Source organism: Rheinheimera pacifica (genome assembly GCF_024809855.1).
Lineage (GTDB): Bacteria > Pseudomonadota > Gammaproteobacteria > Enterobacterales > Alteromonadaceae > Alishewanella > Alishewanella pacifica_A.
Genome location: NZ_JANUEM010000009.1, coordinates 69,637 through 85,699 on the forward strand (window position 1 = coordinate 69,637; position 16,063 = coordinate 85,699).

Sequence of the window (16,063 nt, forward strand, 5' to 3'; positions counted from 1 at the left end):
TGCTTGTAAATGTACAGAACACTACACCGCTTATTTAAAACTTACAATAACTTATAGAAACAGCTGATAGTCGTGCTGGCGATAAGTGCGGGCTAAGCTGTCTTAACCCGTTTATTACTAATCTGGAATAGTGCGCCTTGTTATGCTTTTTTTCCGTTCAGCTTGGATAGAAGCTCAGATGGTGCGATATAAATTATTGTTCTTCCATCTTTGGTACTGAAAAAAAGCTTCATTTCAACCAGCTTTGTCAGATAACTGCGTGCTGTATTTTCTGAAACTGAGTAAGAGCTGGAAATTTCTTTTGCGCTAAAAACTCTGCCTGGTTCTTTAACTGCCTTTTTAATTAAATCTTTTTGGATAAAGTTAAGTTTTGAACCCCAGGACGTTCTCTCCAGTACTTCAGATATTTTCTGAAACTCAGTCGCTTTTTGATTCAGGTATTTTTTTAGCTCATCGAAGGCTTTGTATATTGTATCTAACTGAAAGTAGATAAAATAAGTAAGATCGTTGCTGTCTTTTTCAGTGTACATATAAGACAAACCGTACTCTCTTGGCTTCTCTCTTAAAAGCTTACTGATGGAAATGTATTTGAACAGAATATAATCACTTTTCAACATAAACCAGTAAAACAGGGCTCTGGCTGTCCTGCCGTTTCCATCTCTGAAGGGATGCTCATATCCAATCATAAAGTGTAACGTTATTGCCTTAATCATAGGGTGTATAAAGTCGTTACCCTCTATGCCGGTGTGATTTGTATTGGCGAATTCGCACAGCTTCAGCAACCGGTTTTCTATCGTAGAAAAATCCGGTGGTTGGTGGGCAATATTGCCATCACCGTCTTCTATATATATATCGTTGTGCTGCCTGAACTGACCAGGGATCACACTGTTTTCAGTAGTTCCGGCGGTTGCTATCCTGTGAAACTCAAGAATCATATCGAGTGTTAATGTGTTTTTACTATTTTGCTCGGCGTATTTTAGTAACAGATAGTTATTGAGAATCATCCGTTCATCTTCATCGACCGGCTCTCTCCCGTCTTCCAGCATTTTTTTTGCAACTTCCCGGGTTGTCGACGCACCTTCTAACTGGGCACTGGTAATGGCTTCTTCCATTATTAATGAAGAAACCAAAAACCTGCTCTGCAGGCTGTCACTCGCTGCTGAATCAGCTACCGCGCCCACGTTTCCACCGGTCACTTTAACCAGTTGATACAGGATCGCCTCCATCGAGTGAGGTGTGCAATAAACAAATGGAGCCCCGTGTTCATCAAATAATCCGATAGGCTTGTATTGTGACATCCGTTTAAATTTGACAGCTTTCCATAAGTTTTCTGCGTTTTCTTTAGGAACCCGCCATTTGAACTGGCTCCAGTGCAGATAACGGCCATCAGAATCTGTTACATCACACTTTTCCAAAAGCGGAATAACAACCTCAAGATCTTCAGGAATACTGAGTACTGGTGGTTTTTCAACTCTCGACTTAGCCATAACGTATCTCTGACAAACTTGCTTATTTGGTTTTTAGAGTAAGCTTTTTATTATTTAAACTCAAATTTTAAAATTTGAGTTATATAGCATGCATAAGTGGCATTGCATAACAAAGTATGGGCAGTATTTAGCCGCGCTCTGGCTGTATATCAATAAAGCTGCTAATGGTTAGCCGGCCTAAACGTGGGTTGGCGGATAAGCTGGTGTTTGGGGTAATAATGCCGCTGTGCAATGCATGGCGGCGGTAAATAATCAGCCGATTAAAGATGCCTTGTTGCGCGCCAATTTGCTCAAATAGTGCGGTATCGCCGCCAATATAACCATCGCTGGCTTTGGGCAGGTTGGGGCCGTCGTTTTCGGCTTCCAGCGCGCGGTAATAGGCCATAGTTCGGCTGTCATCAATAGTTTCAAAACCGGTTTTGCGGTGGCGGTAAAAGGCAGTGCCGCCCTGATCACCGTGAAATAAATAATGCACCGCCGCCAGGGCGTGTTTTTCGGTAGTGTCAAAATGCGGAATACGTTGCAGCAGTTTGAGTTGTGTCGGTGGTGTCGTTACCAGCGAAAAATGACACACCGAAAAGCCCAGCGCTGTTGCCGGTAGGGCAAAGTAGTCAATTAACGTGGCCTGCAGGCTTTGCAGCATAAACTGGCGATAGCTTTCAGGCGCTGCTGAGCGCACGCCCGGATAATAAGGCGAGTTGGCAACATATTGCTGGCCACAGGCATATTCAACTAAGGTTTCAGGCTGCGGTATAAAGTTATCTACCAGCAACAAGGGCGATTGTTCTTTGCCTGTAGCCAGCCTGGTGATCTGCATCTGTTGTTATGCTCTGTCAGGCACTATGTCAGATTAGACGGACAGTACTGGCGCAAAAAGTCACGGTGCGACGGCAGCCGGTGCACAGCGCTGTTAATCGTGTCGCGGATCTGTTGTAAGTGGCGGCTTAATTCGCCGCTGTTCAAGCCTGCCACCAACTGATGATAACTTTGCGGTTGTAACCGCTGCCCCAGCATGACATGGCTCCAGGATTCGAGCCGGAACATCTCATCACCGGTCTGGAAGGCATGAGCACTTTCGCGGAACAGCTCTATACGGTGCGCCAGCGAATCCGGGATCGTCATAGTACGGCAATAGTCCCAGAACGGACTGTCGTTACGTTCGGTCTGGTGGTAATGCAGAATAATAAAATCGCGGATTTTCTCTACTTCAGTAATAGATTGCTGGTTATATTCGTCGGTTAAGGCCGGTGTAATGCCGTTAAAAGGAAACAGCCGCAGTAGGCGGATAATACCGCTCATAAACAGGAAGATACTGGTCGATTCCAGCGGTTCAATAAAGCCACTGGATAAACCAATAGCGACACAGTTTTTCTGCCAGAACTTTTTACGCCGGCCGGTTTGATAACTCAGTACGCGGGGCTCCATAATTGCCGGTGCTTCGAGGCCATCCAATAAACGCTGCCTGGCTTTGTCGTCGGATAAATAATCGCTGGCATACACCAGGCCATTACCCACCCGGTGCTGCAGCGGAATTTTCCACTGCCAGCCGCTGTCATGGGCAATAGCCCGGGTATAAGGCGGTACAGTAGGGCCGGGCTCTGTTTGTACTACTACCGCTTTATTGCATGGTAACCAGTGATCCCAGCGCTCGTAACCGGTTTTTAATGTTTGCTCAATTAACAGGGCGCGAAAGCCGGTGCAGTCGATAAACAAATCGCCGGTTATTTCCTGGCCAGATTCCAGCACCAAAGCGCGGATATCGCCGTTAACATGCTGCTGCACCTGAGCAATTTTGCCCTCAATGCGTACTGCCCCTAAGTCTTCGCTGAAGCGGCGTAAAAAGCGGGCATAACGGCCGGCATCCAGATGGTAGGCATAGTTAATGGTGGATTGCTCAGTTTTAGCAAACTTATGCTGCTTGGCCGCCTGTAACTCGTAACAGTAGTCACCAAACGGGGCGGCTATGCCCTGGCTTAAACCGTGTAAATAATAGTGCTGAAAATCACTGAGAAAACTGCCTTTGCCGGTTACGCCAAAAGGGTGGAAGTAATGGTCACCCTGCTGGCCCCAGTTTTCAAACGAAATGGCCAGTTTAAAGGTGGCATCGGTAGCCTGCATAAACTCCTGCTCGTTTATGCCGAGCAAATTGTGAAACAGCTGTACCGGCGGCACGGTAGATTCGCCCACGCCGACCGTGCCTATTTCTTCTGACTCTATCAGCACTACATCAATTAAGCCTTTTAGCCGTTTTGACAGCGCGGCTGCAGCTACCCAACCGGCGGTGCCACCACCGGCTATCACCACTTTTTTAACGGTATTGTGTTGCATTGTCTGCTCCCTGTGATTTTTATAATATTTTTTAGCGATTTAACCGGTTTAGCAGCATGGCTCTGAGTTGCCGCGCCTGCATCTCATCCAGCTCACCCAATACACCGCGGGCGGCTTCAGGCAAATGTTGCCCGGCTTGTTTTGGGTCGTCAAAAACATAGTAATTTAACAGCGCCTGCCAGGCGCGGCGTTCATGCTCTGGCTTGTCGCGCAGGCACAACAGGGCGTGGTATAACAGGTTCATGCCCGAGCCGGTATAACGTGGGGCTGTGCTCCACCAGTAATTAATTAAAATATTAAATGTGCCCGGTGCCTCTACCTGATGCCACCACATGCTGGGTAAATACAGGGCATCGCCGGGTTCTAACTCGGCTATCTGGCCTGCCGCCACGGCAGCGGGGAAATTAGGAAAACGCTGTAAATCCGGGTTGGCAAAATCGACCATACTGATGGCCTGGCCACCCGGTGTCGGCTCCAGTGGCCCGGGGTACAAATTACTGATTTGTTCTGGCGGAAATAACGTAAAACGGCGTTTACCCAGTACGCAACAGGCCAGGTTTTCAGAGGTATCGTAGTGGCAGGCGGCCAGTGAATGGTTACCCAGCCAGATGCTGACGCGGTCTGGTTCAGTGGCATAGCCCGGCTCAGGTTTGGGTAACTGCATATTATGCTGATCGGGCAGGGTGGGAAAATGGCTCTGCAACAGGTTAGATGCAATGTAAACAGAGGGTGGTTGTGCTTGTTCCTGCCAGGCCAATATATCGCGTAGTACCTGATCAACCTTACCTAAACTAACAGTAAAATTCAGCTTAGTGGCGTTGTCATTATAAAAATAGCGACCGTTCAGGCCGGGTTCGCCGTAATATACCTGGGTGGGCTGGCCGTTATAGTGGCTGTTAAGGTAATCGGCCACTAAGGCCGGATTTTGCTGCCCCAGTTGTACCATGGGCCAGTGTTTTGCCAGGCCTTTTAGCACCACCGGTTGTTTGGCGTTGACGATTTCTGCCGGTAAAACACCGGGTTGGCAAGTGTCAACAATACGGCAATGGCGGCTAATATTCAGCATAATGCTTTGCTCATAATGGCTTGTTGCTTACAGTGGCGGCCTGTTGCCGGTTAAGCTGATTTTTGCGCTCAATTAGGCTGCGAATATTGCCCATTGAGTTAACAATGGCATACGCCAGTTGTAAAAAACCGGCCTGATGCAGCTGTTCTAACTCTGTGCCACGCAGTGCAGCCAAACGGGCAGCATTAATACAGTAATTGCCGGTCAGGCGGTATTTTTCGCCGTTGTCGAGGCTGAACTCTATATTGACCGGCTCTATCAGCTCCAGTTCGGTAAAGGCTGCAAACATCGCCGGCGCTATAGCCAAGCCCTGATGAATCGCCTGCAGCCGGGCTGAAATATGCTCCAGATAAGGGCTGTTACCACCCTGGGGTAAAAACAATTGCTGGCCGTATTGTTCACTGATTTTGGGGTGGTCCATATCAATATGTACTACCGGCTCTGGAGCTTCGTTCAGATCACTATTTTGGCGCTGAAAGCCAATCAGAAACGGGCCTTTTTCAATGCTGGCCGGAATATAGCGGGCGTCCCAGCCAGACGGATGCTGGTTGCTCAGGTATAAATTTTCATCTGCGGCAAAACCTAACAAAGCAATGGCCTGATACTTATTATCAGCAGCGTCACTGCGCAGCAGAATAGGGTACTCTTTTTGTAATTCGGTAAATTCGGTAGGAAACGCCAGTGTGCTGGCAATGTTGTCGCCGTATTCTGTGCCAAACCGGTGTAGTACACGGGTATGCTGGTGGCTGATATTGTTTAATAGTGCATGTCGGGGCATTTTTACATCCTGTGTCTGCTGTATCGCAATAACTCCCGTCGGTCAGGAAAAGCCGCTGCAATAGCGGCCTGGCTTTTAATGTACAACCGATACAACATTCCCGCCAGTCTGGCTGGCGGGATCAGTTGTTAGAAGTCGTAGCGGACACCAATCTGATAGCGTGGCCCCAGATCCGTCAGATACCACAACATGGCTTCATTGCGGGCATGAGAGCGGCTGTTTTCGCCTGTCAGGTTCAGCACTTCGGCAAATACCGTTAACTGCGGGTTGATGTCGTAGCTGACATTAACGTCAATTTGCCAGTAGGCTTCTTCATACCTGGGGTTATTTGAGCCACCTTTGTTTACTTCAGCCAGGTATTTATCACGCCAGTTCCAGGCCACCCTGGCTTGCCAGCTGTCTTTTTCGTAAATACCAATCAGGTTGGCGGTATCACTGAGGCCAATCAGCGCAAACTGTGACTCGCCAGGATCAGCGTTGTTATTAAAGCCAACGTCACCGCGCACTATGGTGTAGTTTGCCTGCACACCAAAACCGCTTTCACCAAAGAAATGCTGGATAGCAAATTCAGCACCGTATATTTTCGCTTCGCGGTTGTTGTCGGGCGTGCTGGTACGGAACACCATTTCCGGGTCATCATCGTTAGCGCGTAAATCAAAGCCCGGGTTACTGGCTAAAAAGTCGATTTGTTCTTGCGTACCGGTAAACTGCGGGTTAGCGCCGTATCTGGCAATCATATCCGGATGGTTACGGAACTCATTAAAGGCCATCATGGCGAATAAATAGGTATCGTCCAGCGGGAAGCCGGCATCGCGCACCGCCTGGGCCGCAGCTATTGCCCGTGGCCCACCGGTAACATCACGAATACCCAGCAGTGGCTGATCTACCTGGCGGCTGCCGATAAAGTTAATCACGTTTTTCTGAAACACCCCGGCCGACATATAACTGAACGGGTTGTAATACCATTCCAGCGACAAATCAAAGTTGCTTGATTCCAGCGGCAATAAGCCTGGGTTAGAGGCATCTGCTGTTGGCTGCGCGCCCAGCAGTGTTGAGCCACCACCGCCGCCAAAGTCAGACGCCGACACACCAAGGCTGCCCAAACCGGCACGGGCTATTGTTTTACTGAACGAGAAGCGGCTGACAAGGTCATCGCTCAGGTGCAGGGTGATATCCAGGCTGGGTAACAGGTAGTCGTAATCATTGTCTGCATTCGCCGGCTCTGGTGGTACTGTGGAATCGACATAAGCAATGATGTCGTTATTATCTTCCCAACTGAAATACACCTGGCTAACCAGTGAACTGGATTTTGATTTGGTTTTTTCATAACGCAGGCCGGTTAATACATCAAACGGCATACCGCCAAGCTCACCGCCTAATGCCACCTGAAAATACACAGCTGTGGTGTCTTCTTCAACGATGTTGTCATACGACAATGAGCTTTCAACACCGGTAGGAATACCGGGGTATAAATCTAACGCAGCGGTGTATAACGCACGCGGGTCGGCAATAAAGCCATAGCCGCCTGGTCGTGCGCTGTAGTCGTCAAACTCGCCGGGTAAGTCAAATGGTTGAATTAAATCGCCAAATTCGCCGGGGTTGCCTACGTTCCAGTTACCCAGTGCGATATTGTTACCGGCTGTCTGGATAGAGCGTGACTCCATCTTGCGCATCTCTACGCCAAAATCAAAGCGGCCATCGGCCAGCTCGTACATACCGTCCAGTTTAAGCTGTTTAATTTTGCTTTCCTGGCTGGCGTTACGAATACGGGCAATGGATGAGCCGACATCACCGGCATCTACCACGCCATTGGCGTTGGCGCCCTTCTCCGGTATGGTGTCGTCGTACACGTTTTGATAAGTGGGTAAATCGGCACCAAAGAACCACTCACGCGAGGTCACAATAGGTGCGCCTAAACCCACCGCCAGTTCGCCTGAACCGCGTGGGCCGGTACCACGGCTGAACATTTCAGAGCTGTGGGCATCCAGCATCAGGGTTAGCGCATCATTAACCTGATATTCCAGGTTTAAACCGGCAGATTTCAGCGTATTGGTTTGCTCACGCCATTGTTGCTCATAGCCTTCATCTACGGCGCTGGCATAGGTTTCCTGAATATAAGACGGTGTTTTTACTAAATTATTGTCAAACTCTACCACCTTGGTATTGCTACCGGTTTGCATCCAGTTACCCACTTCACCACGGTGCTCAACCAGATTGTTCTCGGCAAAGGTATAATCTGCCGTTGCAGTAAAGTTGTCGACCGGCCTGAACTGTAACGTAAGCTGGGCATTGTCGCGCTCGCGCCGGGTATTGGAAAACGCATAGCGGATATCATTCGGCCGGGCATATAACTGGCCTTGCTGAGGTGCATTAATCACTTCAGTATCAGCGTTATTCCAGGTGCGGTCGGCATCGGCGATATCGTCCCAGTAATCTACCTGCCAGTCGTTAACGGTAGCGCCGGTGTAACCGGAGTCGCGCCGTTGATGGCTGGCCGATAAACTGACACCGAATTTGCCGTTATCCAGCGCATGGCTGAAGATGCCGGATATTTCCGGGGTAACATCATTGCCGGTGCGGTTAGTGGTGTCATGCACCGCTTTTAAGCCAACACTGGCTACCGTTTCTTCTGTATCCAGCGGGCGGGCAGTTTTAACGTTAAGTGTGGCGCCAATACCACCGGTGGCAATATTGGCTTTACCGGTTTTATACACTTCTACCGCGCGGATACTTTCTGACGCCAGATTAGAGAAATCAAAAGCCCGGGCGCTGCCGCCGCGGGTGGTGCCGTCCGCACCCGAGCCTGCACCATAAGTGGTGGCTGATGGCATGGTGCGGCCGTTCAGGGTAACCATATTATTGTCGCCGCCAAAGCCGCGAACTGTTACTTCAGAGCCTTCACCATTGGTGCGGCTGATAGACACACCGGTAATACGCTGCAGTGATTCTGCCAGGTTGGTGTCGGGAAATTTACCGATATCCTCAGCAGAGATGGCATCTACCACCCCCATTGAATTACGTTTTATATCAGCGGCTTCCTGCATACTTGACCGTACGCCACGCACTTGTATTATTTCAACGTCTGCCGGTGTTACAGCTTCGGTCTGTGGGGCTTGCTGCGCGTACAACGGCATACCCGCGGTGCTGCCAAGCAGCAATGACACGGCTTTGGCCAGTGCTGTCCGGCTGAATTTTTTCCTGTTTTCCATTTTATCTACATCCCCTCGTGATTTGTTATAAGTCATTCAAATCAAACACTCGGGCAGCAGCGCTGTTATTTACTACATATACTAGGAGCTGCCAGCATGTTCGTTTGTGCAGGTGCTGACCTAGCGGCTTCCTGCACATCCATGCCGAATAGCCAACCCCCGACAGTCATTGTAGTAATCTTGTCACTTCGGGGAAGTTGTCAAAATGCGTTACCTTCTTGCTTTTTTTATTATGTGCTGCAAATGCAAAGTAAAAACGCTGTGGCATGGCAGTGTTTTACTGCTTGTGGGAATGGCTTTGGGTTGCTTATATTTCAAAAAGATATAGAAGATTCTTATTTGCTATTTTAAAGTTATTAACTGCCCGGCGTAAGATAGCGTTGTCGACTGCTGCGAGCGCAATACAACACAGCCTGAGCGGCCATGCACTGTAACAACAGAACAGGATCAACAGGTTATGAGTATCAGCATTGAGCAGGTAAATAAACGCTTTGGCGACTTTGTGGCGGTAGACAACGTTAATCTGAATATCAATACCGGCGAATTAACGGCACTGCTGGGGCCGTCTGGCTCGGGTAAAACTACCTTGCTGCGCATTATTGCCGGGCTGGAACAAGCCGACAGCGGCCGTATTCAGTTTAATAATGAAGATATTACCGGCCAGCATGTGTCTGAGCGCGGTGTGGGTTTTGTGTTTCAGCATTATGCGCTGTTTAAACATATGACAGTATTTGAAAATGTCGCTTATGGTTTAACAGTAAAACCGAAAAAATTTCGCCCCAGCAAGGCTGAAATTGCGAAAAAAGTGAATAAATTACTGCAGCTGGTGCAGCTGGACTGGACTGCAGAGCGCTACCCGGCGCAGTTATCCGGTGGCCAGCGCCAGCGTATTGCACTGGCCAGGGCGCTGGCGGTAGAGCCCAAAGTGCTGCTGCTGGACGAGCCTTTTGGTGCTTTGGATGCCAAAGTGCGGGCCGAACTGCGCCGCTGGTTACGCCGCTTACACGATGAAATTCATGTCACCAGTGTATTTGTCACCCACGATCAGGAGGAGGCGCTGGAAGTAGCCGACCGCATAGTGGTCATGAACAAAGGCGCTATTGAGCAAGACGGTACCCCAGAGCAGGTTTACGATCACCCGGCCAACCCTTTTGTGTATGAGTTTCTTGGCAATGTAAATTTATTCCATGCCAGGGTGAAGCAGGGCCAAACCACCATTGGTACTGTGCAACTGGCATCGCCGGAGCATACTAATGGGGATGAGCAGGACGGCTTTGCCTATGTGCGGCCGCATGAAATTGAGGTATTTAAAGCGCCGGTAAGCGACGCTTTAAAAGTAAAACTGGATTTGGTGACCATAGTCGGGCCGGTGGCGCGGCTGGAAGTATTAACCGATACTGAGCAACAGCTTATTCATGTTGAATTACCCAAAGAGCAATTTAAACAGCTGGCGCTGGCGCAGGGCGATATCGCCTGGATCCAGCCCCGTTACAGCAAAGTCTTCCTTGGTGAAGGCATTTAATTTACAGGACTATACCTATGCACACTTCAAAAAAACTGGCGTTGCTGTTGTTTGCTACCTTGCTGAGCGCACCGCTGGCCGCAAAAGAGCTGCTAAACAGCAGCTATGATATTGCCCGTGAATTATTTGCTGAAATTAACCCGTTATTTATTGCGCACTGGCAGCAGCAAAGCGGTGAAACCTTAACCATTAACCAGTCGCACGGCGGCTCGTCGCGCCAGGCGCAGGCTATTTTGCAGGGGTTGCGCGCCGACGTAGTAACCTTTAACCAAAGCACTGATATTGATGTATTACACCAGCGCGGTAACCTGCTGCCGGCTAACTGGCGGGAACGCTTAGCCAATAATGCCTCGCCGTATTACTCCACCATGGCCTTTTTGGTGCGTAAAGGAAACCCGAAGCAAATCAGCAGCTGGCAAGACTTGGCTAAGCCCGGTGTTGGCCTGGTCTTTCCTAACCCGAAAACCTCGGGCAATGCGCGTTACACTTATTTAGGCGCTTATGGCGATGCATTGCAGCGGTTTGACAACGACGATGCTAAAGCCCGCAACTGGGTAAAAACCTTTTTAGCCAATGTAGTGGTATTTGACACCGGTGGCCGTGGTGCTACCACGTCTTTTGTTGATCGTGGGCTGGGCGATGTGCTGATCACCTTTGAATCTGAAGTAAACGGCATTATTAAACAATATCCGGATCAGCAGTTTGAGCGGGTAGTGCCGCCAACCAATGTGCTGGCCGAATTCCCGGTTGCCTGGATTGATCGCAACATCCAGCGCAACGGCACTGAGAAACAAGCTAAAGCCTACCTGGAGTTTTTATACAGCAAGGCGGCGCAGCAGGTACTGGCACGGCACTTTTACAGGGTACACGATGCCGACGTAGTTGCTGCTACTGCGGCGCAGTTTCCGGCAACTAAACTGTTTAAAGTAGAAGAGGTGTTCAGCAGTTGGGATGCCGTGCAAAGTAACCATTTTGCCAGCGGTGGTGTGCTGGACCAATTATTAGCCGAGGGTAAACGCTAACCGTGACCTTTTATCGCAGTTTTACCAGTAAACGTGTGCTGCCGGGCTTTGGTATCAGCCTTGGCAGCAGTTTGTTTTTTATTAGCCTGGTTATTTTGCTGCCCATTACCGGGCTAATAGTACAAACGGCAGAGTTAAGCTGGGCGCAGTACTGGGCAATTATTTCTGATCCGCGGGTAGTGGCTACCTATAAAGTCACGCTGTCTGCAGCGCTGGTAGCCAGTGCTTTTAATTTGTTTTTTGGCCTGCTTATGGCCTGGATCTTAACCCGTTATCGTTTCCCAGGCCGTATTTTGCTGGACGGCCTGATGGATTTACCCTTCGCTTTGCCCACCGCAGTAGCTGGCTTAACGCTGGCAGCGGTGTTTTCTACCCAGGGTTGGTTTGGCCAGTATCTGGCATTGTGGGATATAAAAGTGTCTTACACCTTGTTGGGCATAGTGCTGGCAATGATTTTTACCAGTGTGCCTTTTGTGGTGCGCTCGGTGCAGCCGGTGCTGGAAGAATTTGGCCCGGAATACGAAGAGGCCTCAGCTACGTTGGGCGCCAGCCCGTGGCAAACGTTTTTCCGTATTATTTTGCCGGAAATAAAACCGGCACTGCTTACTGGCACGGCACTGTCATTTACCCGCAGCCTGGGCGAATTTGGTGCGGTTATTTTTATTGCCGGTAATCTGCCGTGGCAAACCGAAGTAACCTCGCTGATGATTTTTGTCCGGCTGCAGGAATTCGACTACGCCGGTGCCAGCGCTATTGCCAGTGTGGTACTGCTGGTATCGTTAATTTTACTGTTTATTATTAATGGCATTCAGCAGCGCTACCAGCACATTACCGGAGGCGTGAAATGAGCCAAACTGCGCTTAACAGCTCACGGCGCTGGATCCGGCCGTTATTAATCAGCCTGGGTGTGGTGTTAACGCTGTTGCTGTTAGTGGTGCCGCTGGTGTTTATTTTTGTTGCGGCATTTTCAGCCGGTGTTGGCGGCCTGTGGCAAAACCTGACCGAGCCTGACATGCTGCATGCCATTGGTTTAACACTGCTGGTGGCGGGCTTAACGGTGCCGATCAATCTGATTTTCGGCACCCTTATTGCTTGGTGTGTTACCCGCTTTAGTTTTCCCGGCCGGCGTTTATTACTCACGCTGATTGATATTCCGTTTGCCGTATCCCCGGTGGTGGCCGGGTTGCTGTATTTGTTGTTGTACGGCAGTAATGGCCCTTTTGCCAGCCTACTGGATCAGCACGATATACAGCTGATGTTTGCCTGGCCCGGCCTGGTAATGGTAACGGTATTTGTGTCTTGCCCCTTTGTGGTACGCGAACTGGTGCCGCTGATGTCAACATTGGGCACCGAGCAGGAAGAAGCTGCTGTACTGCTAGGCGCCAGTGGCTGGCAGGTTTTCTGGCATATTACCTTGCCCAATATCCGCTGGGCGCTGCTGTACGGCGTTATTTTAACCAACGCCCGTGCGGTGGGCGAATTTGGCGCGGTGTCTGTGGTGTCGGGTACTATTCGTGGCCAAACCAATACACTGCCACTGCATATTGAACTGCTGCAGCAGGATTACAACACCGCCGGTGCCTTTATTGCCGCCGCCTTGCTAACCCTTATCGCTATTGCCACCTTAGTGGTAAAAGCGTTTTTGCAGTGGAAGCTGGCCCGGCAGCACTAAGCTGCCGCCGATCTGCTTAAACCGGGACCGATAATGCCGCACCACTGCTTTTGGCCAGGGTAATAAAAGTTTGAATATGTTTATTCAGCTTTTCCTGCTTACGGTAACCGACATAAATATGTTTATGAATACCGCTGCTGCCTAAACGAATAACATTAACCGGCAGGTTTTGCGCATATTCCAGTGCCAGCCATTTCGGCATAGCGGCAACGCCGCGGTTAGCTGCCACCATTTGCAGGATAATGTCGGTAGCTTCCAGCGTTTTATGCAGTTTGGGCATACACTGCGCCGGCAGTAAAAACTGCTGAAAAATATCCAGCCGTGCCGTTTCTACCGGGTAGGTTAGCAGGATCTGGTCGCTTAGCTGCGCCGGGGTTATCTGGCTTAAACCGCTTAGCTTGCTGTGCTGGCTTACCACCAGCACCAGCTCGTACGGAAACACCGGTTCAAACACTATACTTTCTTTGTTGATTGGGTCGGGCGTTATCAGTAAATCTATATCGTAGTTAAACAGCGCCGCCATGCCACCAAACTGAAAGCGCTGTTTTACGTCGATATCTACCCCCGGTGATTGCGCTAAAAACGGCTGTACCACCTTAAGTAGCCATTGGTAACAAGGGTGGCATTCCATACCCACGCCGAGGCTGCCCTTTTCATTATCGGCAAACTGGCGCAGCGTATCGTCTATACGTTCAAACTGCGGCAGCAGGCGGTTGGCTTGCTCCAGCAGGTAGTTACCCGCCTCAGTTAAACGGATATTACGGCCATCCTTTAGCCACAAATTAATATTGCGCTGTCGTTCCAGCTTTTTTATGGTGTGGCTAAGTGCCGACTGCGTCAGGTTTAAACTGCTCGCCGCCGCCGTTAACGAGCCCTGACGGGCGATTTCGCGCAAAATACTCAGGTGAATTTTTTCAATCATGCTGCTACCTATACTTCAATGTATGATAAATATTCATTTATAAGCTGAAATATAGCATTTTTAATCATGTGTGTAGCGATCTGTAGTTAGTCGGTGTTTCAGGTATGGCGCTGATAAGATGGGCTGAAACAAAAGTATTGTTGATCTGTCGCTAAGAAGTTTTACTCTGTTTATCTTAATATTACGCCTTTTACACTACAGGGGCTAACGGCAAATGAACACAGAACTGCTTTGCGTGCTGGCTATGCTGCTGTTGTGTATTGGTTGTTTTGCGGCGAATAAACCCCGTACTGATGTTGTGGCCTTAATGGTGCTGGTGTTGTTTCCGTTAACCGGTGTGCTGGATTTACAGCAAACGCTGGCCGGGTTTAGTGATCCTGCCGTTATTCTTATTGCGGCCTTGTTTGTTATTGGTGATGCCCTGGTGCGCACCGGTATTGTCTACCGGCTGGGCGATGCCTTGGTTCGGGTGGCAGCGAACAGCGAAACCCGGCTGCTGGTACTGCTGATGTTAGCGGTAGCGTTATTAGGCTCGGTAATGAGCTCTACCGGTGTGGTAGCTATTTTTATCCCTGTGGTGTTAAGTATTTGCGCCCGGTTGAATATTGCGCCGGGGCGCTTGATGATGCCGCTGGCTTTTGCTGCGCTGATCAGCGGTATGCAAACGCTGGTGGCGACACCGCCAAATATGGTGGTGCACAGCGAATTGCAGCGAAACGGTCTGGAAGGCTTTAACTTTTTCAGCTTTACACCTATCGGCTTAGTGGTGCTGTTGCTGGGTATTGCTTATATGCTGCTGGCACGGCGCTGGCTTAAACCGCAGTTAGCGCCGGGGCAGAATGGTGCGCCGCGCCTGACATTAAACGCGCTGGCGCAAAGTTACCGCTTAAACGAGCGTGAACACCGGCTAAAGGTATTACCGGGGTCGCTGTTACTAAACCAGCAACTGAACGAACTGGCACTGCGCAAAGACTACGGCATTAATGTAGTGGCGGTAGAGCGCCAGCAGAAATTCCGTACCTTGCTGCTTAATGCTACCGGTAATACGGTAGTTCAGGCCGGTGATGTGTTGCTGGTTGATCTGATATATCCGGCACAGGGCTTATTGCATATTTGCCACCAACTGGGGCTTGAACCACAGCCATTAACCAGTTCTTACTATGCTTTGCATGCTCATGAGTTAGGGCTGGCAGAGGTGGCGTTTCCGCCGGAGTCATCTATGCCGGGTAAAACGATTCAGCAACTGTCGTTTCGCAGCCGACATAAACTGAATGTAGTGGGGTTGCGCCGTGGCGGTGAGGCGCTGCAAGGCGTTCTGGTAGATGAACAATTGCAGCGGGCCGACACACTGCTGGTAGCCGGTAACTGGAAGGACATTCATAACCTGCAGCGCCAGGGCCGGGATTTTTTGGTACTGAGCCTGCCAGCCGAAGTGGATGAAGTAACTCCGGCAGCCAGTAAAGCACCGCATGCACTGTGTTGTCTGGCGCTGATGGTGCTGCTAATGGTAACGGGCATAGTCCCTAACGTTATAGCTGCACTGATTACCTGTCTGCTGTTAGGCGCACTGCGGTGTATTGATTTAACCAGCGCTTATAAAGCTATTCACTGGCCCAGCCTGGTGCTGATTGTGGGTATGCTGCCCTTTGCACTTGCTCTGCAGAAAACCGGCGGTATCGAGCTGGCTGTCAGCAGCCTGTTGTATATGCTTGGCGACAGCGGCCATTACGCCCTGCTGGCGGCATTATTTGTGTTAACCGCGGTAACCGGCTTATTTATTTCTAATACTGCCACTGCGGTGCTGATGGCACCGGTTGCGGTGTCACTGGCCGGTACACTGGAGGCATCGCCTTATCCGTTTGCTATGATGGTGGCATTGGCCGCTTCGGCAGCCTTTATGACGCCGGTATCCTCACCGGTAAATACTTTAGTGCTGGGGCCGGGGCAATACAAATTCAGCGACTTTATGCGTATTGGTGTGCCCTTTACCTTGTTGGTACTGGTGGCAAGTGTGTTGCTGGTGCCGCTGTTATTTCCGTTATATCCGGCGTAATAAA

The 16,063-nt window shown here is 49.9% G+C and carries 12 protein-coding genes; 5 read left to right on the forward strand and 7 right to left on the reverse strand.

What is annotated here, in order from left to right:
- Positions 1-140: 140 nt before the first annotated feature.
- The 6 genes from M2404_RS12705 to M2404_RS12730 all read right to left on the reverse strand — a co-directional run bounded on the left by M2404_RS12705 (position 141) and on the right by M2404_RS12730 (position 8,868).
- Positions 141-1,487, reverse strand: a complete 1,347-nt coding sequence (locus M2404_RS12705; protein WP_259240123.1) for a Fic family protein — start codon at positions 1,485-1,487, stop codon at positions 141-143.
- Between the two features lie 127 nt (positions 1,488-1,614).
- A complete protein-coding gene (locus M2404_RS12710) occupies positions 1,615-2,304 on the reverse strand; it encodes a DUF6445 family protein (RefSeq protein WP_259240124.1) in 690 nt (229 codons plus the stop codon).
- Between the two features lie 23 nt (positions 2,305-2,327).
- Positions 2,328-3,815 carry a tryptophan halogenase family protein gene (locus M2404_RS12715; RefSeq protein WP_259240126.1) on the reverse strand — a complete coding sequence of 496 codons (1,488 nt, stop codon included), beginning with the start codon at positions 3,813-3,815 and terminating at the stop codon, positions 2,328-2,330.
- 31 nt (positions 3,816-3,846) lie between these two features.
- Positions 3,847-4,881, reverse strand: coding sequence for a cupin-like domain-containing protein (locus tag M2404_RS12720; protein ID WP_259240128.1), 1,035 nt, complete (start codon positions 4,879-4,881; stop codon positions 3,847-3,849).
- Between the two features lie 10 nt (positions 4,882-4,891).
- Entirely contained in the window at positions 4,892-5,659 is a 768-nt protein-coding gene (locus M2404_RS12725; protein ID WP_259240129.1) for a SapC family protein, read from the reverse strand.
- 128 nt (positions 5,660-5,787) lie between these two features.
- Entirely contained in the window at positions 5,788-8,868 is a 3,081-nt protein-coding gene (locus M2404_RS12730; RefSeq protein ID WP_259240130.1) for a TonB-dependent receptor, read from the reverse strand.
- A 457-nt stretch (positions 8,869-9,325) separates the two neighbouring features.
- Here M2404_RS12730 and M2404_RS12735 point away from each other — a divergent pair, with 457 nt between their 5' ends.
- The 4 genes from M2404_RS12735 to cysW are packed head-to-tail and all read left to right on the forward strand — an operon-like array spanning position 9,326 to position 13,084.
- Positions 9,326-10,390: a sulfate/molybdate ABC transporter ATP-binding protein gene (locus tag M2404_RS12735; protein ID WP_259240131.1), complete on the forward strand. Its 1,065-nt coding sequence runs from the start codon at positions 9,326-9,328 to the stop codon at positions 10,388-10,390.
- Between the two features lie 17 nt (positions 10,391-10,407).
- Positions 10,408-11,412: a thiosulfate ABC transporter substrate-binding protein CysP gene (gene cysP / locus M2404_RS12740; RefSeq protein ID WP_310503090.1), complete on the forward strand. Its 1,005-nt coding sequence runs from the start codon at positions 10,408-10,410 to the stop codon at positions 11,410-11,412.
- Between the two features lie 2 nt (positions 11,413-11,414).
- Positions 11,415-12,260: a sulfate/thiosulfate ABC transporter permease CysT gene (gene cysT, locus M2404_RS12745; RefSeq protein WP_259240132.1), complete on the forward strand. Its 846-nt coding sequence runs from the start codon at positions 11,415-11,417 to the stop codon at positions 12,258-12,260.
- Positions 12,257-13,084: a sulfate/thiosulfate ABC transporter permease CysW gene (gene cysW / locus M2404_RS12750; RefSeq protein ID WP_259240133.1), complete on the forward strand. Its 828-nt coding sequence runs from the start codon at positions 12,257-12,259 to the stop codon at positions 13,082-13,084. The genes cysT and cysW overlap by 4 nt, the downstream gene beginning before the upstream one ends.
- A 16-nt stretch (positions 13,085-13,100) precedes the next feature.
- On the opposite strand, the gene M2404_RS12755 is transcribed toward cysW, so the two are convergent.
- Positions 13,101-14,006, reverse strand: a complete 906-nt coding sequence (locus tag M2404_RS12755; protein ID WP_259240134.1) for a LysR family transcriptional regulator — start codon at positions 14,004-14,006, stop codon at positions 13,101-13,103.
- Positions 14,007-14,220: 214 nt separating this feature from the next.
- Between M2404_RS12755 and M2404_RS12760 the strand changes: the two genes are divergently transcribed.
- The gene (locus tag M2404_RS12760) at positions 14,221-16,059 is read left to right on the forward strand and encodes an SLC13 family permease (protein WP_259240135.1); all 1,839 of its coding nucleotides are present in this window, start codon (positions 14,221-14,223) and stop codon (positions 16,057-16,059) included.
- Positions 16,060-16,063: the final 4 nt, after the last annotated feature.

What these genes read in the sequence shown, in the direction of transcription:
- M2404_RS12705 (WP_259240123.1), bottom strand. Translation starts at nt 1,487, where the DNA reads ATGGCTAAGTCGAGAGTTGAAAAACCACCAGTACTCAGTATTCCTGAA.
- M2404_RS12710 (WP_259240124.1), bottom strand. Translation starts at nt 2,304, where the DNA reads ATGCAGATCACCAGGCTGGCTACAGGCAAAGAACAATCGCCCTTGTTG.
- M2404_RS12715 (WP_259240126.1), bottom strand. Translation starts at nt 3,815, where the DNA reads ATGCAACACAATACCGTTAAAAAAGTGGTGATAGCCGGTGGTGGCACC.
- M2404_RS12720 (WP_259240128.1), bottom strand. Translation starts at nt 4,881, where the DNA reads ATGCTGAATATTAGCCGCCATTGCCGTATTGTTGACACTTGCCAACCC.
- M2404_RS12725 (WP_259240129.1), bottom strand. Translation starts at nt 5,659, where the DNA reads ATGCCCCGACATGCACTATTAAACAATATCAGCCACCAGCATACCCGT.
- M2404_RS12730 (WP_259240130.1), bottom strand. Translation starts at nt 8,868, where the DNA reads ATGGAAAACAGGAAAAAATTCAGCCGGACAGCACTGGCCAAAGCCGTG.
- M2404_RS12735 (WP_259240131.1), top strand. Translation starts at nt 9,326, where the DNA reads ATGAGTATCAGCATTGAGCAGGTAAATAAACGCTTTGGCGACTTTGTG.
- cysP (WP_310503090.1), top strand. Translation starts at nt 10,408, where the DNA reads ATGCACACTTCAAAAAAACTGGCGTTGCTGTTGTTTGCTACCTTGCTG.
- cysW (WP_259240133.1), top strand. Translation starts at nt 12,257, where the DNA reads ATGAGCCAAACTGCGCTTAACAGCTCACGGCGCTGGATCCGGCCGTTA.
- M2404_RS12755 (WP_259240134.1), bottom strand. Translation starts at nt 14,006, where the DNA reads ATGATTGAAAAAATTCACCTGAGTATTTTGCGCGAAATCGCCCGTCAG.
- M2404_RS12760 (WP_259240135.1), top strand. Translation starts at nt 14,221, where the DNA reads ATGAACACAGAACTGCTTTGCGTGCTGGCTATGCTGCTGTTGTGTATT.